16 protein-coding genes are annotated in these 22324 nt (G+C 72.4%); 9 read left to right on the plus strand and 7 right to left on the minus strand.

From position 1 onward, the window contains the following. The first annotated feature begins 11 nt into the window (after positions 1 to 11). The 9 genes from ACWCV9_RS13045 to ACWCV9_RS13085 all read left to right on the plus strand — a co-directional run bounded on the left by ACWCV9_RS13045 (position 12) and on the right by ACWCV9_RS13085 (position 14657). Positions 12 to 5972: an SDR family oxidoreductase gene (locus ACWCV9_RS13045; RefSeq protein ID WP_450786152.1), complete on the plus strand. Its 5961-nt coding sequence runs from the start codon at positions 12 to 14 to the stop codon at positions 5970 to 5972. Then, positions 5969 to 8455 (plus strand): KR domain-containing protein, encoded by a 2487-nt coding sequence (locus ACWCV9_RS13050; RefSeq protein ID WP_450786154.1) that lies wholly within the window; start codon positions 5969 to 5971, stop codon positions 8453 to 8455. Before ACWCV9_RS13045 ends, ACWCV9_RS13050 begins: the two co-directional genes overlap by 4 nt. Positions 8456 to 8494: 39 nt before the next feature. Continuing rightward, the gene (locus ACWCV9_RS13055) at positions 8495 to 8923 is read left to right on the plus strand and encodes an ester cyclase (protein ID WP_385842852.1); all 429 of its coding nucleotides are present in this window, start codon (positions 8495 to 8497) and stop codon (positions 8921 to 8923) included. A gap of 121 nt (positions 8924 to 9044) precedes the next feature. Continuing rightward, positions 9045 to 9905, plus strand: a complete 861-nt coding sequence (locus tag ACWCV9_RS13060; protein WP_450786156.1) for an oxidoreductase — start codon at positions 9045 to 9047, stop codon at positions 9903 to 9905. Between the two features lie 44 nt (positions 9906 to 9949). Further along, positions 9950 to 11344: a cytochrome P450 gene (locus ACWCV9_RS13065; protein ID WP_450786158.1), complete on the plus strand. Its 1395-nt coding sequence runs from the start codon at positions 9950 to 9952 to the stop codon at positions 11342 to 11344. Beyond that, entirely contained in the window at positions 11341 to 12783 is a 1443-nt protein-coding gene (locus tag ACWCV9_RS13070) for an aldehyde dehydrogenase family protein (RefSeq protein WP_450786160.1), read from the plus strand. The genes ACWCV9_RS13065 and ACWCV9_RS13070 overlap by 4 nt, the downstream gene beginning before the upstream one ends. Positions 12784 to 12845: 62 nt before the next feature. Then, on the plus strand, positions 12846 to 14108 hold the full coding sequence (locus ACWCV9_RS13075; RefSeq protein ID WP_450786162.1) for a cytochrome P450: 1263 nt from the start codon (positions 12846 to 12848) through the stop codon (positions 14106 to 14108). Next, positions 14101 to 14331 (plus strand): ferredoxin, encoded by a 231-nt coding sequence (locus ACWCV9_RS13080; RefSeq protein ID WP_450786164.1) that lies wholly within the window; start codon positions 14101 to 14103, stop codon positions 14329 to 14331. The genes ACWCV9_RS13075 and ACWCV9_RS13080 overlap by 8 nt, the downstream gene beginning before the upstream one ends. A 143-nt stretch (positions 14332 to 14474) precedes the next feature. Next, on the plus strand, positions 14475 to 14657 hold the full coding sequence (locus ACWCV9_RS13085) for a hypothetical protein (protein ID WP_450786166.1): 183 nt from the start codon (positions 14475 to 14477) through the stop codon (positions 14655 to 14657). 94 nt (positions 14658 to 14751) lie between these two features. Here the strand turns inward: ACWCV9_RS13085 and ACWCV9_RS13090 are convergent, their stop codons facing one another. The 7 genes from ACWCV9_RS13090 to ACWCV9_RS13120 are packed head-to-tail and all read right to left on the minus strand — an operon-like array spanning position 14752 to position 22283. After that, positions 14752 to 15948 (minus strand): pyridoxal phosphate-dependent aminotransferase, encoded by a 1197-nt coding sequence (locus tag ACWCV9_RS13090; RefSeq protein WP_450786168.1) that lies wholly within the window; start codon positions 15946 to 15948, stop codon positions 14752 to 14754. Continuing rightward, a complete protein-coding gene (locus tag ACWCV9_RS13095) occupies positions 15945 to 16766 on the minus strand; it encodes an S-methyl-5'-thioadenosine phosphorylase (RefSeq protein WP_450786170.1) in 822 nt (273 codons plus the stop codon). Before ACWCV9_RS13095 ends, ACWCV9_RS13090 begins: the two co-directional genes overlap by 4 nt. Before the next feature lie 44 nt (positions 16767 to 16810). After that, entirely contained in the window at positions 16811 to 17500 is a 690-nt protein-coding gene (gene mtnB / locus ACWCV9_RS13100; protein WP_450786171.1) for a methylthioribulose 1-phosphate dehydratase, read from the minus strand. Further along, entirely contained in the window at positions 17497 to 19059 is a 1563-nt protein-coding gene (gene mtnA, locus ACWCV9_RS13105) for an S-methyl-5-thioribose-1-phosphate isomerase (RefSeq protein ID WP_450786173.1), read from the minus strand. The genes mtnB and mtnA overlap by 4 nt, the downstream gene beginning before the upstream one ends. After that, positions 19056 to 20279 carry a methionine adenosyltransferase gene (gene metK, locus ACWCV9_RS13110; RefSeq protein WP_450786174.1) on the minus strand — a complete coding sequence of 408 codons (1224 nt, stop codon included), beginning with the start codon at positions 20277 to 20279 and terminating at the stop codon, positions 19056 to 19058. The genes mtnA and metK overlap by 4 nt, the downstream gene beginning before the upstream one ends. 43 nt (positions 20280 to 20322) lie before the next feature. After that, a complete protein-coding gene (locus ACWCV9_RS13115; protein WP_450786176.1) occupies positions 20323 to 21075 on the minus strand; it encodes a thioesterase II family protein in 753 nt (250 codons plus the stop codon). Continuing rightward, positions 21072 to 22283, minus strand: coding sequence for an aminotransferase class V-fold PLP-dependent enzyme (locus tag ACWCV9_RS13120; protein ID WP_450786178.1), 1212 nt, complete (start codon positions 22281 to 22283; stop codon positions 21072 to 21074). Before ACWCV9_RS13120 ends, ACWCV9_RS13115 begins: the two co-directional genes overlap by 4 nt. Between the last annotated feature and the right edge of the window lie 41 nt (positions 22284 to 22324).

Below are 22324 nucleotides of genomic sequence, written 5' to 3' on the forward strand. Positions count from 1 at the left end.
GAACCACGTCCATGAAGGACCTCAGCGGCAAGATCGCACTCGTCACGGGCGGGGCCCGCAACGTGGGCAAGGCCATCGCGGCCACCCTCGCGGAACACGGCGCCCACGTCCTCGTCAACTACTTCCACTCGCACGAGCAGGCCAAGGAGACCCAGCGCGAGCTGCGCGCCCGCGGCGCCCAGGTGGACCTGCTGCGCGCCTCGGTGGCCCGGCCCGAGCAGGTCGACCGGATGTTCTCCGAGATCGAGCAGCGCTTCGGACGGCTGGACATCCTCGTCAACAACGCCGCCAACGGCGCGCTCGTCCCCGGCCCCGAGGTCACCGACGAGCTTCTCGACAAGGCCCTCGACACCAACCTCAAGGGCGGCCTGCGCTGCGCCCGGGCGGCCGCCCAGCTGATGCGGCGGGCCGGCGGCGGTTCCATCGTCAACGTCTCCGCCCTGGGCGGCTCCCAGCTCGTCATGGCCAACTACCTGGCCTGCGCGCCCGCCAAGGCCGCGGTCGAGGCCGCCGCACGCTACCTGGCCGTGGAGTTCGCGCCCTTCAACATCCGGGTGAACACCGCCTCGGCGGCGATGCTCGTCAGCGAGGTCGCCGACGCCTTCCCCGACGCGGAGGCGATGCAGGAGGCCATCGCGGCGAGCACCCCGCTCGGCCGGCTGGGCACACCCGAGGAGTTCGCCGAGGTCGTCGCGTTCCTCGCCTCCGACCGGGCGCGCTGGATCACCGGCCAGGTGGTCCTGGCCGACGGCGGTCTGACCCTGGGCGCACCCCTGCTGTCGCCGCCCGCCCAACCGGCCGTCGACGGTACGGCGCAGCCGGCGAACACGTCGCCCGCGGCCGGCCCCGCCCCCGAGGAGGACCCGGCCGCCCAGGAACACCCCGAGGACGACGAGATAGCCGTCGTCGGCATGGGCCTCGTCGTCAGCGGCGCCGACAGCCCCGACGCGTTCTGGCAGCTGCGCACGACAGGCCGCGAGCTGTTCATCGAGGTACCCGAGGACCGCTGGGACCGGGCCCGGTTCTCCTCGCCCGACCGGTCCGCCGAGGACAAGTCGTACCAGGACACCTGCGTGTTCATCACCGACTTCGAGCCGGGTCGCGCCGTCCTCGACGGCCTGTCCGGGGCACCGGACGAGACCGAGCTGACCACCCTGTGGTTGCGTCACTCGCTCGTCCAGGCCCTGGACGGGGTGCGCGTCGGCGACACCGACCGCTTCTCCTTCCACGTGGGCTACACCGCGGACGGCAGCCAGCACCTGGAGGAGGCGGGCGTGCTGCACGCCGCCCGGCACCTCACCGCAGGCATCGCCGACGGCCTGGACCTCGCACCGGAGGCCCACGCCCGCCTCGTCGGCCGGGTCGACAAGGTCCTCTCGGGCCGCTATCACCGGGGCGCCACCGACGCACCGCGGTTCCTGCCGCACCAGGTGGGCCGTACGGCGATGACGGGCATCCTGCCGGACGACACCCAGCTCCAGATGGTGGACACGGCCTGCTCCTCCTCGCTGTACGCGATCGACATCGGCATCAAGGGCCTGCTGATGGGCAAGCAGGACATCGCCGTGTGCGGTGGGGCCTTCGCGCTGGCACCGCGCGGGACCGTGCTGTTCTCCAAGCTGAAGGGGCTGTCCCAGCGCGGCGCGGTGCACGCGCTGGACGCGGAGGCGGACGGTGTCATCTTCGCCGACGGCGCCGGCGTCGTCGTACTGAAGCGGCTCAGCCGGGCCAAGGCCGACGGCGACCGCATCCTGGGCGTGCTCAAGGCGTTCGGGTCCTCCTCGGACGGCAAGGGCAAGGCGATCTACGCGCCCAGCTCCACGGGGCAGAACCTGGCCGTGGAGCGGGCCCTGGAGGCCGGCGGCCTCGACGGAGCCGAGATCGACTGGATCAATGCCCACGCCACCGGGACCCCGGCCGGTGACCTCGCGGAGTTCACCACGCTCCGGGAGCACTACGGCAGTGCCCGGTCCACCGCCGTCACCTCGAACAAGTCGCTGATCGGGCACACCGGCTGGGCCGCGGGCGTGGTCTCGCTCATCGAGTCGATCCTGGCGTTGCAGGGGGAGACCATCCCCGGCCAGTACCGGTTTTCCTCCGCTCCCAAGATGTTCGAACTGGACCGCACCCGGCTGGAGATCTCCGGCAGCCCGCGGCCGTGGCCGGCCACGCCCGGCCGGACGCGCACGGCGGCGATCTCCGGCTTCGGGTTCGGCGGCACCAACGCGCACCTGATCCTCACCGAGGAGAAGGAACGCCGTACCTCCGGCGGGACGCCGCACCAGCCGGCCGGCGCGGTCCGGGCCGAGACCGACCGCATCGCCGTCGTGGGCTGGTCGGCCAAGCTGCCCGGGGTCGAGGACCGCGACCAGGTCCTCCAGTGGCTGTCCGGCTCCCGGGACATCGAGCCCGGGTTCGGCGAGCAGTACCCGGCACCGCCGTTCCAGCAGGTGCGGATGCCCCCGGCCACCGTACGGACCATCGACCGCTGCCAGTTGATGATCCTGGCCTGCGCCCACGACCTGCGCGACCAGCTGGGCGACTTCTGGCAGCGGCACACCGAGCGGACCGGCGTCGTCGTCGGTCACATGGGCCCCACCCGGGCCGCCATGCTCTACGCCAACCGCTGCTACCTGGACGACATCGAGCACGCCCTGCGCCAGGACCCCGAACTCGCGGGCAGCCCGCAGCTCACACCCCTGCTGGAGCGGATGCGCGAACGAGTCCGTTCCCTGGTCCCGCCGTCGAACGAGGACTCCTTCCCGGGCATGATGCCCAACATCATCTCGGCCCGGGTGGCGAACTACTTCGACCTCAAGGGCCCCAACATCACGGTGGACGCGGGACTGGCCTCGACCGTGGCGGCGTTCGCGACGGCCGCGCGCTACCTGCGCAGCGGCGAGCTGGACTTCGTGCTCGCCGGCGGCATCAACGGCAACAGCCTGCCCGAACTCCGGGGGCTGCTCAGCGATGTCTTCGAGGAGCCGGTCGAACCGGCCGAGGGCGCCTTCCTGTTCGGGCTGACCACCGAGCGCGCCGCCAAGGAGGCCGGACTGCGCATCCTCGGCATCGTCGACGAGGCCGATGTGCGCGCCGACCTGGACGGTGCGGCGCAGAACGTCCTCGACTGCGGCTCGCGTGGCGGCTTTGGCCACTACCTCGGCGCCGCGGGCGGGGCGCAGATCCTGCGGGCTCTCCAGCGAACCGGCAGCACCACCCGGATCCGCTGCCGCGAGAACGGCCACGACGCGGCCACCCACCTCGTGGTCCATGCCGGGGAGACGGCGTCCGGCCCGGACACCCCGGGCCCCCGGGAGACCACCGCGCTGGACGGTGCGTCCACCGACCTGGTCGAGCGGTACGCCGTCACGCTCGCCCCGGCTCCCGCCGCACCCCGCGGCCCGGTGGCGGCGGCGGTGCCCGACGGCGCGCTGATCCTCACCGACCGGCCGGACCTCGCCGAGCGTCTCGCCTCCACGGCCACCGGCTGCACGGTGTTCAGCACCACGCCGGTCACGGGCGACCGGCCCGCCATACGGCAGGTGACGAGCACGACCGAGGACGTGTGTGCGGCCCTGGACACCCTGGGACGCCCGGTGCGCCATGTGCTCCTCGTCACCGACCTGACCGCGTCCGCGCCGCCGAGCACCGCGCTCACCGCGGACCACCCCGGCCTGACCGCCCTGCACGACCTTGCCTTCCTCGTCGTACAGCAGCGCTACGCTGACCTCGGCGAGGCGCCCGCGTCCGTGGTGTTCGCCCTGCTCGGTGCCGAGCCGGAGGGCACCACCCATCCGCTCGCCGGGCTCTTCACCGGCCTGCTGAAGTGCGTGCGCCTGGAGCGTCCGGACGCCGACTGCTTCGCCCTGCTGACCCCCACCGGGGACCCGGACGCGGCCGTGGGGCCGATCGCGGCGGAGCGCGCCTGTGAGCGCGCCTTCCCGGTCGTCCACCGCGACGGCGACCGGCGCCGGATGCCCACCCTCCCCGCACAGCCCGCCACCGCCCGCGAAGGCCGCCCGGCCCCGCTGGACCGGGAGTCCGTGGTGGTCGCCCTGGGCGGGGCCCGTGGCATCACCGCCGAGCTGCTCACGGCCGTCGCCGAGCGCCACGGCAGCCGTATCTACGCGCTGGGCAGCAACCCGGTGGACGACTACCCGGCCGAGACCTTCGAGGGCACGGACGAGGAGTTCGCCGCGACCCGGGCCCGCTACATCCGGGAACAGCTCAAGGCCGGCGGCCGCAGCGTCGCCGAGATCAACCGCAGCTTCGACCGCATGGCCGACGCGCGCGCCGCGCGCCGCAACCTGGACCGGATGGCCCGGCACAGCGGAGCCGGCCGGGTGACCTACCTGCACTGCGACGCACGCGACGAGGAGTCGGTGCGCCGCGCCCTCGACACCGTGCACGCCGCGCACGGCCGGATCGATCTGCTCGTCAACGCGCCCGGTCTGAACCGCTCCGCCCTGATCCAGGACAAGGATCTGGACGAGTTCCGGCGCATCCGCGATCTGAAGCTGGTCGCGCACCGCAACCTGCACCGCGCGCTCGCCGGCCGGCCGCCGCGGATCTGGTGCGACTTCGGTTCCCTGCTCGGCTACTTCGGGCAGCGCGGCGAACCCGACTACGCGTCCGGCAACGACTACCTGGCCACGGCGGCGGCCTACGCCGCCCGCGCCACCGGCACCGACGAGTTCGTCATCGGATGGACGCTCTGGGACGAGGTCGGGATGGGGGCCAACGAGCTGACCCGCGAGTACTTCAAGCGGGCGGGCTCCTACAGCCACATGCCGGTCGCCGAGGGCATCCGGCACTTCCTGGCCGAACTCGGCACCGCGCACCGCACCCCCGCGCTGCTGCACATGGGGGCCGCGGAACGGGCCACCGTCGAGTCGTTCTACCCCGGCTACCTCGGCACGGACGCAGCCTCGGACGCACCCTCGGGCACTGCCGCGCCGGCGGCCAAGGACGCCTCGGCCACCGAGGCGAAGCCCGTCCGCGGACGGTTCTATCTGCGCCGTACGGTCGCGGGGGGCACCGGCGAGCGGGACGGCACCGGCACCGTGACCTTCGAGTGCCCCTTCGACCTGGACACCGACGGCTATCTCACCGGGCATCTGGTGCGCGGCGTACCCACGCTGCCCGGCACCTTCGTCACCGAGATCGCGGCCGAGGCCGCCCTCGCCCTCGTCCCGGGCGGCTGTGTGGTCGCCCTGGAGGACCTGCGCTTCCTGCACTTCCTCCAGGTGCGGGAGAACGTCTCCCAGGCGCCCAAGCGGATCACGGCCCGGATCACCGAACAGGTCGGCAGCCTGACCACCATCGAGGTCTCCGTCACCCATGACGTGATCGCGCCGTCCGGGGTGCTGCTGGTGGCCGGCAAGCCGCACTTCACCGTGCGCGTCCTGGTCGCCGACGCCTTCCCCACGGCCCCCAAGTGGGAGCGGTGGGACGCGGTGGGCGAGGAGCCCGTCGTCGACCCGTACCACGTGCCCTCCGCCCCGGTCCTGCTGAGCGGTCCGTTCCGGGCCACCACCGACACCCGGCGCCACCCGCTGGGCGCCCGCTCGGTGTTCCGGCCGGACCTCGACCCCGCCACCGGCCCCTGGAAGCAGTTCCTGATGCCGACCGTGCTGCTGGACGCCCTGGCGCGGACCGGGGTGCTGGACCCGGTGGACGGGCTCGTCCCGGTCGCCGCCCCGCTGTCGATCCGCCGGATCGACCTCTACCAGAGCGCCAACGACCTGGAACTCGCGCAGACCCACGGGGCGCTGGACCTGTACGTCACCCAGCCCGGGTTCTCCGCCGCGCCGCAGTCCGGCAACCGGTTCGTCGCCGTGGCCCCCGGCGGGCACGTGGTGGCCCAGATGAAGGACTTGGACGCCACCGTGATCGGGTACCTCGACCCGGAGACCGGCGTGGTGCATCCGCCCGTGCAGGGCCCGGCCGGGACAGGGGGCCATACCTCGTGACCACGTTCGCCGACTCGCCGGTCCGCACCGGCCCGCCCGGGGCCGGACCGACGCCCGCCGCCGCGGGACCCGACCCCCTGACCCGACCGGTGCGCCGCATGCTCTGGCGGCTCACCCCCGCACCGGCCGACGACCGCGTCCGCGGCGTCGCCGGACGGCGCGTGCTCGTCCTCGGCGGCACCCCGGCCGACGCGGAGCGGGTGCGCGACGAACTGCGCGCGCGGGGCGCGACCGTGCTGCCCGGCACGGCCGCCGGCGGCCCGGTGCCCGACACCGTGGTCGACCTGACGCTCGCCGAGCGGTTCTCGGCCGACACCGGCAGCGGCCGGTGGCGTACGGCACTGCTGCGCACCTTCGACGCCCTGCGGCACTGCTATGCCGAGTGGAGCCGTGAGACCTCGGCCGAACGGCTGACCTACCTTGCCGTCACCTACCAGGGCGGCGGCATGGGATACCACCCCGACGACGACCTCGCCCAGCCGCTCGGCGGGCTGTGGGCGGGCCTGGCCAAGACCCTGCACCGGGAGCTGCCCAACTGCCGGGTCCGGGTCCTCGATGTCGCCCTCGGCGAACGCGCGGCCCTTCCCCGGCTGGTCGGCGACGAGCTGGGCCGTCCGGGCCTGAGCGAGATCGGGTACCGGGACGGCCGGCGCTGGACCCTGACGCCGGCCGCCGTGCCGCCCCGGCCGCCCGCCCTGCGCTTCGGGCTCGACGACACCCTGCTGATCAGCGGCGGCAGCCGGGGGATCGGCATGGCACTCGCCCGGCGGCTGTGCGCCGAGTTCGGACTGCGCGTGGTGGTGACCGGACGCGGTCGGCTGCCCGCCGAGGACACCTGGGACGAGCACACCCCCGAGCGGCTCGCCGCGCACCGGACCGAGCTGTGGGCCGGACACCGGCAGGGGCGCGCCGTGGCGGCCATCCGCCGCGACATCGGGCGCGCGGAGAGCACCTGGGAACTCGTCGGCCATCTGCGTTCGGCCCGCGAGGAGGGGCTGCGCCTGGAGTACCGGCAGTGCGACTTCACCGACCCCGCCCAGGTGGAGACGCTGGTCGCCGGGCTGCCCGACCTCACCGCCGTGGTGCACAACGCGGGCGTCGACCGGCCCACCCGGCTGCCCAACAAGTCCGACGAGGACGTCGTCGCCGTGGTCGCGACCAAGGTCGACTCGTTCACGCACCTGGTGCGGGCCGTGCGCGGCCGCCCGCTAAAGGTGCTGTGCACGGTCGGCTCGCTCACCGGCCGGCTCGGCGGCATGGTCGGCCAGTTCGACTACGCGGCCGCCAACGAGTGCCTGGCCCGCCTGGGCCTGTGGGCCGAACGGCAGCTGCCCTTCCCGGTGATGACGCTCGCCTGGCCGACCTGGGCCCGACTCGGACTGATCTCCAACTTCGAGGCCAGCCTGCGCTACATGGCCGCCCTCGACGTGTCCGAGGGGCTGGACCACTGGCGGGCGGAGCTGCTCGCCGGCAGCCGCGGCGAGATCACCTTCGTCGGCCCGCTGGGGCGCGCGCTGGACCCTGTGCAGGCCACCGGCTACCCGATGCCGACGTGCCTGCCCGGCTACGCCGAGACCTACCCGAAGGTCTTCCACCTGGGCGAACCCGAGGTGTTCCAACCGCACGAACGCCTGTGCAGCATCGTCACGTTCGACCCGGCGACGAGCCCGGCGATCGGCGACTTCACCGTCCACGGCACACCTGCCGTCCCACTCGGCATGCTGCTGGAGAGCGCTGTCCGCGGGGCGGAGTGGGTGACCCCGGCCGACCTGCCCGACCACGCCCTGCACGCGGTGGAGGACCTGCGCCTGCCCTGGAGCGTGCTGGCGTGCGCCGACGGCCGTCCCCTGCGGCTGCGCCGGGACATCCGGGCACGGCAGGGCACGGACGACCGCTGGCTGGTGGACGTCACCTTCCGCCCGGCGGGACCGCCGGAAGCCGCCGAAGCGGCAGAGGCCGGCGCCGACGACGCGGAAACCGTGCGCCTGCGGCTGGTGTTCGGCGCACCCGGCACGGCGGCGCAGGACGCGGCCACACCGTCCGCACAGCGCCCGGCCGGACGCGGCGCGGACGGCGCCGACACGACCCTGCTCACCGACGCACCCGTGCTGCGCTGGCAGGGGCTGGTGGTGCCGATGGCGCGCTGGCGTCCGGACGGCAGCCACCGGGTCGTCGCCGAAGTGGGCCAGTGCACGGCGCAGGACCTCTGGGTGGTGCCGCAGCCGCCCGCGTGTCTGGTGCCGGTCGCCGCGGTCGAGAACATCGTGCGCGCGGTCACGGAACGCGCCCCGGGTCTCTCCGTGACCCCCGAACCCCTGACTGCCCGTCAGCTCTCCTTCCCGGCGTCCGGGCCGGCCGGCGCCCCTGGTCCGGAACGCATCCGGCTCGAAGGAGATCCCGTACTCGGTGTCTGGAGTGCCCGGCACCAGGACACCGGCCGGACCGTGGTCCGCATCCGCGGGCTCATGGCCAACCGCATCTGAACCGCACCCCAAGCAGTCCGCTCTCAAGGAGTCCACGACATGAGTGACACCACGACCGTCAGCGCCAACCGCAAGGTGCTGGAGCACTACTACGAGGAGTGCCTGAACAAGGGCAACCTCGACGCCGTCTACGACAAGGCCATCCCGGACCACATCAGCCACGGCACCCGCGCCGACGGCTTCGAGGGCGTGGAGCACCTCAAGGAGTGGGTCCGGATCCAGCGCGCCTCCTTCCCCGACCTGCACGTCGTCGTCGACGAGTGGATCGAGGAGGGGGACAAGGTCGTCCAGCGGTTCACCGCGCGCGGCAGCCACTCCGGTGAGGACTACTACGGCATCCCCGCCAGCGGCCGGAAGATCGAGATCTCCGGGATCGTCATCGACCACTTCGTCGACGGAAAGATCGTCGAGAGCTGGTTCTCCATGGACGGCATGGAACTCGCCCAGCAGCTGGGCGCGCTGGGCTGACCCGGGCGCGGAGCCGGCCCACGGCTTCGCCCGCAGACACGGACGGCCGGGGGTGCGACCCGTCGATGCCCCGCCCCCGGCCGTCCGTCACCCACCTCGGCCCCAGGAAGGGGAAGGCACGATGACACAGCGCTCGACCGCCCTCGTCACCGGGTGCTCGTCGGGGATCGGACGGGCCACCGCCCTGCGCCTGCACGCCGCCGGCCACCGGGTCTACGCCACCGCCAGAAAGCCCGATACGCTCGCCGAACTCGCCGCGCAAGGCCTGCACACCCTGGCCCTGGATGTCACCGACCCCGACTCCGCCCAGGCCGCGGTCGAGGCCGTCGAGGCGGAGCACGGCGCGGTGGACGTACTCGTCAACAACGCCGGATACGGGCTGTCCGGGACCTTCGAGGAGACCTCGCTGGAGCAGGTCCGCGACCAGTTCGAGACCAACGTCTTCGGCCTGGTCCGGCTCACCCAGCTGGTGCTTCCCGGCATGCGCGACCGCGGCGCCGGCACCGTCGTCAACGTCTCCTCCATCTTCGGACGGTACGCGGCCCCGGGCGGCGGCTACTACCACGCGAGCAAACACGCCGTCGAAGCCCTGAGCGACGCACTCCGGCTGGAGGTGGCGGCCTTCGGCATCCGGGTCGTCCTCGTCGAACCCGGCCCCGTGCGCACCCCCTGGGGGCAGACCTTCATGGACCGCATCCCGAGCGGGCGGGCCCGCACCGACTCCCCCTACCGCGGCTTCCATGAACGGACCGCCGCCTACTACGACGCCATCTACAACGGCACCCGCAGAACCCTCGCCGGCACCTTCGCCATCGAGGCCGAGCAGGTGGCCGACACCATCGTCCGGGCCGTCACGTCCCGTTCCCCGCGCTCGCGCTATCCGGTCGGCTTCCTCGCGGCCAGCACCATCGCACTGCGCCGGCTCACCCCCGACCGCATCTTCGACAACGCGTTCATACGACGCCAGTTCCCGGTTCCGTGAGGACACGGCAGCTTCCCAGGCGAACCAACGAGGTGACGAGAGAAATGACCACCCTGGCACCGAACCCCCAGGCCGCACCGCGCGGCGCGATCGCCCCCGGCCCACGGGGGGTTCCGCTGCTGGGCAGCCTGCCCCAGTGGAAGTCGGACACCGCCCAGTTCCTGCTGCGCGCCCAACGCGACCACGGAGAGGTGTCCCGGCTGCGCCTCGGCCCGTACACGGTGCATCTGGTGACGGCTCCCGACGCCGTGGGACGCGTCCTGAAGGAGAACAGCGCCAACTACACGCGCGGAGTACTCTACGAGCAGTTCCGCCTCGTCATGGGCGACGGGCTGCTCACCACCGACGGCGACTACTGGAAGGCGCACCGGCGTGCGGTCCAGCCGGTCTTCCTGCGCAAGGCGGTCGCCGCCATCGGCCCCAACGTGGTGCGCGCCACCCGGGAGATGCTCGACGACTGGGAGGTCCGCGCCCGCCGCGGCGAACCCGTCGACCTGGTCACCGAGACCCTGCGCCTGACCCTCGTCACGCTCAGCCGTTCGCTGTTCGGCTACGACATCCGGCCCGCCGCGCCGATCCTGAAGACAATCGTCGACAACGTCATCGAGGTGATGTTCAAGCACGGTTCGGTCGGCGAGATGCTGCCCTCCTGGCTGCCGACCCGGCGCAACCGGCTCATCGCCCGCGACCGGCGGATCTTCACCCGGCTCGTCACCGAGATCCGGGACACCCACGCGGCCACCGGGGAAGGGCCGCTGATGGAACTCATCGAGGCGGCCACCGACCCGGTGACCGGCGCCCGCTGGACCGACGACGAGATCCGTGACGAGATGCTGACCATCTATCTCGCCGGACACGAGACCACCGCCGTCGCGCTGCTGTGGACGCTGGTCTCCATCGCCAACCACCCGTCCGTGGCCGAGGAGCTGGACCAGGAACTCGGGCAGGTGCTGGGCGGCGGCGAACCCTCTCCCGAGGACGTGGAGCGGCTGCCGTACACCTGCCAGGTCGTGGACGAGAGCCTGCGGATGTACCCGCCGATCTGGATCTATCCCCGGGACGCCGTGGCCGACGACGAGCTGGCCGGCTTCCACATCCCCGGCGGCTCCTCCGTCCTGCTCTCGCCCCTGGTCTCCCACCGCAACCCCCGCTACTGGGACAACCCCGAGGCCTTCGATCCGCATCGCTTCGACCCCGAGCGGGTCAGGGAGCGGCCCAAGATGACCTACTTCCCGTTCGGCGCCGGTGCCCGCATGTGCATCGGCAACTTCATGGCCCTGCTCGAACTGCGGATGATCACGGCGATGATCCACCAGCGGTTCCGGCTGCGGCTGGTACCCGGCGACTTCCTGCGCTACGGCGACACCTCCATCTCGCTGCGCCCGATGACCCAGGTGCTCGCCCTCCCCGAGCCGCGTGAGGCAGGTGCCCGGGCATGACCACGGTCACCGGCCCTGCCGCCGCGGCCTCCTCGACCGCGGCCGACGTCGACGCCGCCGTCGCGGCCGCCCGCGCCGCCCAGCCCGGCTGGGACGCCCTGGGCTTCGCCGGGCGCCGCAAGGTGCTCCAGGCCTGGTGCGCGCTGATCCTGCGCCGCTCGGACGAGCTGATCGACCTCATCCGCGCCGAGACCGGCAAGACGGCCGACGACGCCCGGCTGGAAGTCGTCCTCGTCGCCCACCACCTGCGCTGGACCGCCGCCCACGCCGCCCGGGTCCTCGGCCGGCGCAGGGTCTCGCCCGGCCTGCTGATGTTCAACCACGCGGTCGAGGTGACCCACCGGCCGCTGGGCGTCGTCGGTGTCATCGGGCCCTGGAACTACCCGGCGTTCATCCCCGTCGGTCCCGTGTCCGCGGCTCTCGCCGCCGGGAACACGGTGGTGCTGAAGCCCAGCGAGCTGACCCCCGCGACCGGCCAGTGGCTCGCCGCCACCCTGGCCGAGGTCACGGGCGACACCCGGGTGCTGCACGTCGTCACGGGCGACGGGGCGGCCGGGGCGGCGCTGTGCCGGGCCGCCGTCGACAAGATCTCCTTCACCGGCTCCAGCGCCACCGGCCGCCGCGTCATGGCCGCCTGCGCCGAGAACCTGACCCCGGTGGTGATCGAGGGCGGAGGCAAGGACGCCATGGTCGTCGCCGCGGACGCCGACCTCGATGCCGCTGCCGACGCCGCGGTCTGGGCGGCGCTGACCAACGCCGGGCAGACCTGCGTCGGCCTGGAGCGGGTCTACGTCGTGGAGTCCGTCGCCGACCGCTTCCTCGACCTGGTCACCGAACGTGCCGCCGGCCTCCGCGTCGGCGACGGGCCCGACGCCGACCTGGGCCGCATCGTGCTGCCCAAGCAGCTGGACGTCATCGCCGCTCATGTGCGTGACGCCCTGGCCCGGGGAGCCCGTGCGGTCCTCGGCGGCCCGCACTCCATCACCGCGCCCTACGCCGCCCCGATCGTCCTGGCCGATGTACCGGAGGACTCCACCGCCGTCACCGAGGAGACGTTCGGACCGGTGCTCGTGGTGAACCGGGTGGCCTCCGTGGACGAGGCCGTCGCCCGCGCCAACGCCGGCGGCTACGGGCTGGGCGCCTCCGTCTTCACCCGCGACCGGCACCGCGGCCGCAGCGTCGCCGCCCGGCTGCGGGCCGGCATGGTGTCCGTCAACGCGGTGATCGCCTTCGCCGGAATGCCCGCCGTCCCCTTCGGCGGTGTCGGCGACTCCGGCTTCGGCCGGGTGCACGGCCCGGACGGGCTGCGCGAGTTCAGCCGTACCCAGGCCATCACCAGCCAGCGGTTCCGGCCGCTGATGCAGCCCACGTCCTTCCGCCGGCGCCCGGGCACGATGCCGGCCCTGGTGCGCATGGTGCGCACTCTCTACGGCCGGTGACCGCTCCGTCGGCCAGCACGCCGACGGCCCCGCGCACCTGCCCCGAAAGGAGCACGCAGAACGTGACCACGACCCTGACCACCGGGCTGGCCCGGCTGGCCGACCACGCCTCCCGGGCCCATCCCTACGAACTGCTGGAGGAGTTGCGGGAGGCCTCCCCCTTCACCGACCCCGCCAGCGGGATCGTCGTCGTCGGCAGGCGCGCCGACTGCGAGACCGTGCTGCGCAGCCCCCGCGTCAGCAGCAACCGCATGGGCGCGGGGATCACCAAGGTTCCCCAGCAGCCCAACCTCATGAACCTGGACGCGCCGGACCACACCCGGCTGCGCAGGCTCGCCGGAAAGGCGTTCAAGCCGAGGGTCATCGAACGCTGGCGGCCCCGGGTCCGGGCCATCGTGCGCGAGCTGCTGGCGGACATCGCCGCGCGCGGCACCGGCAGCGTGGACATGGTCTCCGCCTTCGCCTACCCGCTGCCGGTCCGGGTGATCTGCGAGATGCTCGGGGTGCCGCGCGAGGACCACCCGGTCTTCGAGAAGTGGGCGCACTCCATCGCCTACACCGTCGACCCGCAGCTGGTGCCCGATCAGCTCACCACCGAGGTCGAGCAGAACGTGGAGGAGGCCCGCGCCGGGTTCGTCGGTTACTTCTCCCGGCTGATCGAGGAGCGCAAGCGGGAGCCGCGCGCCGACATCCTGTCCGAACTGATCGCCGCCGAGGAGGAGGGCGACCGCATCACCGAGCGGGACCTGATCCTCACCTGCATCCTGCTGCTGGTGGCCGGGCACGAGACCACCGCCAACCTCATTCTCAACGGTCTTCTCGGCCTGTTGCGCAACCCCGGCCAGTTGCAGCTGCTGCGCGAGCGGCCCGACCTGGCCGAGGCCGCGGTGGAGGAGGTGCTGCGCTACGACGCGCCGACCCAGATGATCACCCGGATCGCCCGCGAGCCGTTCACCCTGGGCGACATCGAAGTGGCCGCCGGACAACCGCTGTTGCTGCTGCTCGCCGCCGCGAACCGGGACCCCGGGCAGCACAGTGATGCCGACGTGTTCGACATCACCCGGCCCGATGCGGGGCATTTGGGCTTCGCCGCGGGCCCGCACTTCTGCCTCGGCTCGGTGCTGGCCCGCATGGAGGGCGCCGAGGCCCTGAACGCCTTCGCCCAGGCGTTCGTCGCCCCGGCGCTGGACGAGGCGTCGCTGCACTACCGGCCGCATGTGTCCGTCCGCGGCCCCGACCATCTGCGGGTCACGTTCCAGGGCATCCGGCTCGACGGGCTGCCCGGGACCGGCGCGGCCCAGGGAAGCGAGGCCGGACATGGCTGAGCCGAAGTGGGAGGTCACCGTCGATCCGGCGCGGTGCGTCGGTTCCGGAGTGTGTGCCGCCGTCGCGGCCGCCCATTTCGCGGTGCACGACCGCCGGTCCCGTCCGGTGCACCCCGTCACCGAGCCCGACGACGCGGTGCTGGACGCCGCCGAGACCTGCCCGATGGAGGCCATCGCGGTCCGGGAGGCCGGCACCGGCACTCTGCTGGCCCCGGTGGAATGACCGTGCCCGGGGCGGTCGGACCGCATGATCTCGTCACGGTGACCCACAGGCCGCACCCGCTGTGCGGCCGACGGCTGCGGGTGCGTGCCGTCCGCGGCCGGCATGCCGAAACACTCCTCTGCGAACGCCCCGGAGGAGGACTGGTGACCGTCCTGCGGTCCTGGACGGACCGGGCGCCCGGTGCCGTCGGCCAGGACCGCGAGCCGTGCTGCGAGACGCGTCCCGGCATCCCCGACGGCGGTGGCTTCACGGTCTCCGAGTCCGCCCTGCACCGGCTGCGGGCGTCCTGGGCGCTGTCGGTGGAACGCCTCGTCGGGATGGACTGACAGCGCTACGGGTGGCGCGCCGCCCCGGGAAAGAACGGACTCCTCCGACCGGCCGCACGGGCCGGTCGGAGGAGTCCGTCATGTGCGTGCTGTGCTAGGTGAGCGCCGCGAGTCGCTGTACGGCTTCCTCCAGCACCGCCGTCCGTTTGCAGAACGCGAACCGCACAAAGGGCGCGCCCGCCTCCCGGTGGTCGTAGAAGACCGCGTTGGGGATGGCGACGACCCCGGCACGCGCCGGCAGCGTCCGGCAGAACGCGAAGCCGTCGCTCTCGCCCAACGGGCGGATGTCGGTCGTGACGAAGTAGGTGCCCACGGGCCGGAACACCTCGAAGCCCGCCCGGGACAGGCCCGCCGCCAGCAGGTCCCGCTTGGCCCGCATGTCCTCCCGCAGCGCCTCGAAGTAGCTGTCGGGAAGGGCGAGCGCCTCCGCGACGGCGTACTGGAACGGCCCCGACGAGACGTACGTCAGGAACTGCTTCGCGGAGCGGACCGCCGTGAGCAGCTGGGGCGCCGCCGTCACCCAGCCGACCTTCCAGCCGGTGAAGGAGAACGTCTTGCCCGCGGAGCCGATGGCGACCGTCCGCTCGCGCATGCCGGGCAGCGCGGCGAGGGGCTGATGCCGGACGCCGTCGAAGACCAGGTGCTCGTACACCTCGTCGGTTACCACGAGGAGGTCTCGCTCCACGGCGAGCTCCGCGATGGCGGTGAGTTCGGCGTGGTCGAGGACGGTGCCGGTCGGATTGTGCGGGGTGTTGACGAGGAGCAGCCGGGTGCGGTCGGTGACCGCGGCCCGCAGTTCGTCGGGGTCGAGGCGGAAGCCGCCGTCGTACGGCCTCAGGGTGACCGGCACCCGGGTGGCGCCCGCCATCGCTATACAGGCCGCGTACGAGTCGTAGTACGGCTCCAGGGCGATCACCTCGTCGCCCGGCTCCAGCAGGGCGAGCAGCGCCGCGGCGATCGCCTCGGTGGCTCCCGCGGTGACCAGGACCTCGGTGTCGGGGTCGTAGGACAGGCCATACCACCGTTGCTGGTGGGCGGCGATCGCCGTGCGCAGTTCGGGCACCCCCGGCCCCGGCGGGTACTGGTTGCCGCGACCGTCGCGCAGGGCGCGTACGGCTGCCTCCCTGATCTCCTCCGGGCCGTCCGTGTCCGGGAAGCCCTGGCCCAGGTTGATCGCCCCGGTCTGCGCGGCCAGGGCGGACATCTCCGCGAAGATCGTCGTCCCGAACTCGGCGAGCCGGCGGTTCAGCGGGCCGCGAGGCCGGGTCCGCGGCGGTGTCGCGGCGGTCACGGGAGTTCCAGCGGCAGCTGCATTCCGTCCAGCGCCGTGGAGCAACGGCACCGGCGCTGTTCGGGCAGGCGCTTGACGGCTTCGAGGACAATGCCGCGCAGGTGTTCGATGTTCTGTGCGAACACCTTGAAGACCTCCTCCTGGGCGACGCTCTCCTCGGCGTCGATGCCGGCGTCCAGGTCGGTCACCAGGGCCACCGAGGTGTAGCAGAGGGCCAGTTCACGGGCGAGGACGGCCTCCGGGTGCCCGGTCATGTTGACCAGGGACCAGCCCTGTGCGGCGTACCACTGGGACTCCGCGCGGGTGGAGAACCGGGGCCCGTCGATGACCACCATGGCGCCCCCGTCGATCGCCTCGGCGCCGCGGGCGGCCGCCGCCTTGAGAACGGTGTCACGGCCGTCCGCGCAGTAGGGATCCGCGAAGGACACGTGGACCGCGTTCTCGTCGTAGTACGTCTGGATCCGGCCGCCGGTGCGGTCCACCAGCTGGTCGGGCACCACCACGGACCCGGGACCCAGCTCGCGGCGCAGCGAACCGACCGCGCACGGTGCCAGGATCTGACGGACGCCGAGGGAGCGCAGTGCCCAGAGGTTGGCCCGGTAGTTGATCTTGTGGGCGGGGAACGCGTGGTCCTTGCCGTGCCGCGGCAGGAACGCCACCCGGCGGCCCGCGACGCTGCCGACGGCGACCGCGTCCGACGGCCGGCCGTAGGGGGTCTCCACGTCGACGCGCTCGGCGTCGTCCAGCAGCTGGTAGAAGCCGCTGCCGCCGATCACCGCCACCTCGGCCACGGGGGTGTTATCGGATGTACCGCTCATGTGATGTCATGCCTCTTTGTGTCGAGTTCGTGATGATCGGGGGATCAGGGCCGCGTCCGCAGGTCCGCCGCGCCGAGGGTGAGCAGCTGGCAGATGGCCTCGAAACACTCCAGACGGTTGCGCGCCTGAGCGAGGTCCTCACCCCACACGGTGATGCCGTGGTCCACGATGAGCAGTCCCGGAACCACCTCCGTACGGCTGCTCACGTGGTCGGCGACCTCGGCGGCGATCCGCGGCACGTCCGGCCAGTTCGGGAAGACGGGCACGTCGGCCCGGGAGGGATCGGCGAGGCCGAGTCCCTTGAGGAGCTCGAAGTGCGTGAGTTCCAGCGTCGTACGACGGGACCGGTCACCCGCGCGGCAGGCCACCACGGTGGAGTACGGCGCATGGACGTGGATGACCGCGCCGGCCCGGGTGGTGCGGTAGACCGCGGAGTGGATCGAGGTCTCCGCCGACGCGCGCAGTCCGTCGGGCGCCAGGACCGTCTCACCGCTCTCGGCGCCGACGACGACCATGTGCTGGGCGGCGAGTTCGCCCTTGCCCAGCCCGCTGGCGGTGATCAGCGCCTTGTCCTGGTCGCTTCCGGCCAGACGCACCGACAGGTTCCCGGAGGTTCCCGGCATCCAGCCGCGCAGGTAGAGATCGCGGGCGAGCGCGGCCAGCTCGGCCGCGGCCGTGTGATCCCCGGCGTGTTCGCGGGTGTCCCGAGCGTCGTGCCCGGTGGATGTCGTCATGCCGGCACCTCGCAGAGGGACAGCACCTCGTGCGACGCCAGCCGCTCGGCCCCGCCGAGCCCGGTGAGCTCGACCACCACCGCCATCCCGGCGACCTGCGCGCCGCAGGCTTCGGTCAGTTCGGCCGCGGCACCGAGGGTGCCACCGGTGGCCAGCACGTCGTCCACACACAGCACCCGGTCGCCCGGACCGATGCCGTCCTTGCGCACTTCCAGCCGGTCCTCCCCGTATTCCAGCGCGTAGCTCGCCGAGTGCACCGCCCCCGGCAGCTTGCCCGGCTTGCGCGCCAGGGTGAGCGGGACACCGGCGTGCGCGGCCAGGGCGCTGCCCAGCAGGAAGCCGCGGGCCTCGACGGCCAGGACCCGGTCGTACCGGCCACGGAACTCGTCCGCGACCCGGGCCGCCATCGCTGCCAGCAGCCCCGGTTCGGCGTAGAGACCGCCCAGGTCACGGAAGACCACGCCTGGGGTCGGATGGTCGGGAAACTCCTCCAGCAACCCCGCTATCCGCTCCGCCAGAGCGGTGGTCCCCCCTGCCCGGTCGGCCGAGTGGCCCGGCCGGAACACCCGCTGCTCGGTCACGATGGCGGTGATCAGTTCGGCGGGTGTGACGTCGAAAGCGGGGTTGTACGCCCTGGCGCCGGCCGGTGCGCTCGGGCTCCCCTGCCAGCCGGTGACCTCGGCGTCGGCCCGCTCTTCGATCACGATCCCCGAACCGTCGGCCAGCCCCTCGTCCCAGGTGGACTCCGGGGCCACGACCACGAACGGGATGCCGTGCCGGGCCGCGGCCACGGCGAGCCCGTAGGTGCCGATCTTGTTGGCGGTATCGCCGTTCGCCGCGATCCGGTCCGCGCCGACCAGGACGCAGTCGACCAGCCCCTGCGACATGGCCGCCGCGGCGGCCGAGTCGACGCACAGCCGGTACGGCACCCCGGCCTCGCCGAGTTCCCAGGCCGTCAGGCGGGCGCCCTGGAGCAGCGGACGGGTCTCGTCGACGAGCACCTCGGCCACTCGCCCGCGCGCCGCGAGTTCCACGATCGCGCCCAGCGCCGTACCCACGGCGGCGGTTGCCAGCCGGCCGGTGTTGCAGTGCGTCAGAAGCCGCAGCGGCCGGGCGGGCGCGATCGACTCCACCAGCTCCACGGTCCGGGCAACGGCGGCCGAATTCACCGCGATGTCCTCGTCCAGCATGGCCATCGCCTCGGCCAGCACGGCCTGCGGCCCCTCGTCCAGTCTGCCGAGCACGCGTCGTACGGCCCAGGCGAGGTTCACCGCGGTGGGGCGTGCCGCGGCGATGCGTTCGGCATCGGCCCGCACCGCCGACTCGTCCCGGCGCCCGCCGGCACAGTGCCGGTGGGCACTCTGGGCCACGCCCAGGGCCCCGGCCAGGCCGATGGCGGGGGCCCCGCGCACGGCGAGCGACGTGATGGCGTCGATGAGCTGGTCGGTGTTCTCCAACCGCAACTGCCGGTACTCGTGCGGGAGTCCGCGCTGGTCGACGGCCACGATCGTGCCGTCGTCCCAGGCGAGTGACGCCTGGGAGGTGAGGGCGGCGCTCATGCCGACACCGCCGCACGGAGTGCCTCGGCCCGGTCGACCCGCTCCCAGGTGAAGTCGGGCAGTTCACGGCCGAAGTGACCGTAGGCCGCGGTCCGGGCGTAGATCGGGCGGAGCAGGTCCAGGTCGCGGATGATCGCGGCCGGCCGCAGGTCGAAGACCTCGGTGACCGCCCGCTGGATCTCCAGCACCGGCACGGTCTCGGTCCCGAAGGTCTCCACGAACAGGCCCACCGGCTCGGCCTTGCCGATCGCATAGGCGACCTGCACCTCGGCACGCCGGGCCAGACCCGCCGCGACGATGTTCTTGGCCACCCAGCGCATCGCGTACGCGGCCGAGCGGTCGACCTTGGACGGGTCCTTGCCGGAGAAGGCGCCGCCACCATGGCGGGCCATGCCGCCGTAGGTGTCGATGATGATCTTGCGGCCGGTGAGTCCGGCGTCCCCCATCGGGCCGCCGATCTCGAAGCGGCCGGTCGGGTTCACCAGCAGGCGATAGCCGGCGGTCTCCAGCTTGATCCCGTCGTTCTCGCACTCGGCCAGCACATGCTCGACGACATGGGTGCGGATGGCAGGCGTCAGCTGCGCGTCGAGGTCGACGTCGGCCGCATGCTGGCTGGAGACCACCACCGTGTCGAGACGAACGGCCCGATCGCCGTCGTACTCGATGGTGACCTGCGTCTTTCCGTCGGGGCGCAGATAGGGAACGGTGCCGTTCCTGCGTACCTCGGTCAGCCGGCGGGACAGCCGGTGGGCCAGGGTGATCGGCAGCGGCATCAGCTCAGGGGTCTCGTCGCTGGCGTAGCCGAACATCAGCCCCTGGTCGCCGGCACCCTGCCGGCTCAGCTCGTCGGAGTCGCCCGGCTGGCCGGCGTCCTGGGTGCGGACCTCGTGTGCCGAGTCCACACCCTGTGCGATGTCCGGCGACTGGGCACCGATCGACACCGAGACACCGCACGAGGCGCCGTCGAAGCCCTTCTGCGAGGAGTCGTAGCCGATCTCCAGGATCTTGTCGCGCACCAGCTGGGCGATCGGCGCGTAGGCCGTGGTGGTCACCTCACCGGCCACATGGACCTGGCCGGTGGTGATCAGGGTCTCCACGGCGACCCGCGAGGACGGGTCGGCGCTCAGCAGCGCGTCGAGGATGGTGTCGCTGATCTGGTCGGCGATCTTGTCGGGATGTCCCTCGGTGACGGACTCCGAGGTGAAAAGGCGGCGGGACACGGTGCTCCAGGAATGTGATGAGGAAAAGGTGGATTACGTCCGCTCAGCCGGCGCTGTCCAGCGCTTCCAGGCCGAGACTCTCGCGGATGAGCCGCTGCACCGTGGCACGCTCGTCGTTGAGGAAGAAGTGGCCGCCGGGGAACACCTGAACCCGGCAGTCGCCGCTGGTCAGTTCGGCCCAGCGGGCCAGCGAGCCGGCCGGCGCCAGGGGGTCGGCGTCGCCACCCATGACCGTGAGGGGACAGGTGAGCTTCTCGGGCTGCTGCCAGCGGTAGTTCTCGTACGCGGCGAAGTCGGCACGGATCGACGGCAGCATGAGCCGCATCAGATCGGCGTCCTGCCAGATCACCTCGGGAATGCCGTCGTAGGTACGACGCACCTCCGCCAGGAACTCCTGGTCCGGCAGATGCGAGACCGGGGGTTCGTCCTCCAGACGATGCGGTGCGGACGAGGCGGAGGCGAACAGGTGGCGGGGCGCGGTCGGCAGCAGCTGTGCGGTCTCGTAGGCGATGACCGCGCCCATGCTGTGCCCCAGGAAGGCGAACGGCCGGTCCAGCAGGGAGCCGGCCTCCTCCGCCACCCGCTTCGCGATCAGGTGGATGTCGTCGAGCGGCTGTTCGCGCAGCCGGGACTCGCGGCCCGGCAGGTGCACCAGGCAGACCTCGACGTCGGGCGCCAGTTCCGGGATCCAGCGGGCGAACGAGGAGGGGCCGCCACCGCCGTGCGGTACGCAGAACAGCCGTGCTCGCGCGTCGGGGAGCGGCCGCGGGCGCTTGATCCACAGCGAGGTCGTCACGCGACCACCTGCGCGACCCGGCGAACCGTCATGATCTCTTCCAGGGCCGTACACAACCGGGCCAGCTCCTCCGGCGAGTTGTAATAGTGAGGGGAGATGCGGAGCAGGGTGCTCAGGTCGCGCTGCTGCATGTCGACACAGGCCGCGTTCTCCAGACACACCCAGGTGTTGATACCGGCTCGCTGGAGACCTTCCCGGACCTCGTACGCGTCACGGTCCTCGAACGTCAGCGCGATGTTGGCGCAGCGTTCCCGGCCCCGGTCCGCCACGATGACGCCCGGGATGCCGGCGAGATCCTGGCGCAGCTTCCGCGTGAGCCGGCGGAGCAACCCCGAGGTGCGCTCCACTCCCCAGCCGAGCGCGTAGTCGATGGCCACACCCAGGCCGATACGGGAGGCGCAGTTCGTCTCCCAGGTCTCGAACCGGCGGGCACCGGGGGCCAGCCGGTAGGTGCCGGAGAGCCACTCGGCGCCGTCGAGGCCGAGAATGGCCGGCGTCAGCTGGTGGGCGATCTCCTGGCGCACATAGAGGAAGCCCGTCCCGCGCGGCCCGCGCAGATACTTCCGGCCGGTGCCCACCAGCAGGTCACAGCCGATCTCGGCGACGTCCACCGGCAGCTGGCCCACCGACTGGCAGGCGTCCACCAGGTAGGTGATGCCATGCCGCCGGGCGACCCGGCCGATCTCGGCGACCGGGTTGATCAGGCCGTCGTGCATCGGTACATGAGCCACGGCTATCAGACGCACACGTTCGTCGAGCCGCTGCTCCAGCTCCGCCACGTCCACCAGGCCGTCCTCGTCGACCGGCAGGACCTCCAGCTCCAGATCCAGCCGCTGGGCGAGATGGAGCAGGGATATGTAGTTGCTGCCGTACTCGACCGCCGAGGTGAGAATCCGGTCGCCCGCGCGCAGCGGGATGCTGGACAGCGCCATGGCCCAGGCCCGGCTGGCGCTGTCCAGGATCGCGACCTCGAACCGGGTGCAGTTGAGCAGTGCGGCGATGGCGTCGTGCGTGTGGTCGATCGCCTCCTGGGCGTGCTCGGCCGCCTCGTACGAACCGATGCGGCTCTCCAGGTTCAGATGGCTCGTCATGGCGTCGACCACCGGCCGCGGTGCCAGCGCGGCACCGGCGTTGTTCAGATGGACCACGTGCTCCACACCGGGTGTGTCCGCGCGCGCCCTGGCCAGATCGAACGTGTCGTAGAACAAAGAGGACCCCCGTCTGGTGTTTCTGCGTGAGGCATGGCGAG

Source organism: Streptomyces sp. NPDC001606 (assembly GCF_053596835.1).

Excerpts from the sequence above, each read along its gene's own strand:
- ACWCV9_RS13045 (WP_450786152.1), top strand. The coding sequence starts at position 12 with ATGAAGGACCTCAGCGGCAAGATCGCACTCGTCACGGGCGGGGCCCGC.
- ACWCV9_RS13055 (WP_385842852.1), top strand. The coding sequence starts at position 8,495 with ATGAGTGACACCACGACCGTCAGCGCCAACCGCAAGGTGCTGGAGCAC.
- ACWCV9_RS13060 (WP_450786156.1), top strand. The coding sequence starts at position 9,045 with ATGACACAGCGCTCGACCGCCCTCGTCACCGGGTGCTCGTCGGGGATC.
- ACWCV9_RS13065 (WP_450786158.1), top strand. The coding sequence starts at position 9,950 with ATGACCACCCTGGCACCGAACCCCCAGGCCGCACCGCGCGGCGCGATC.
- ACWCV9_RS13070 (WP_450786160.1), top strand. The coding sequence starts at position 11,341 with ATGACCACGGTCACCGGCCCTGCCGCCGCGGCCTCCTCGACCGCGGCC.
- ACWCV9_RS13080 (WP_450786164.1), top strand. The coding sequence starts at position 14,101 with ATGGCTGAGCCGAAGTGGGAGGTCACCGTCGATCCGGCGCGGTGCGTC.
- ACWCV9_RS13095 (WP_450786170.1), bottom strand. The coding sequence starts at position 16,766 with ATGAGCGGTACATCCGATAACACCCCCGTGGCCGAGGTGGCGGTGATC.
- mtnB (WP_450786171.1), bottom strand. The coding sequence starts at position 17,500 with ATGACGACATCCACCGGGCACGACGCTCGGGACACCCGCGAACACGCC.
- mtnA (WP_450786173.1), bottom strand. The coding sequence starts at position 19,059 with ATGAGCGCCGCCCTCACCTCCCAGGCGTCACTCGCCTGGGACGACGGC.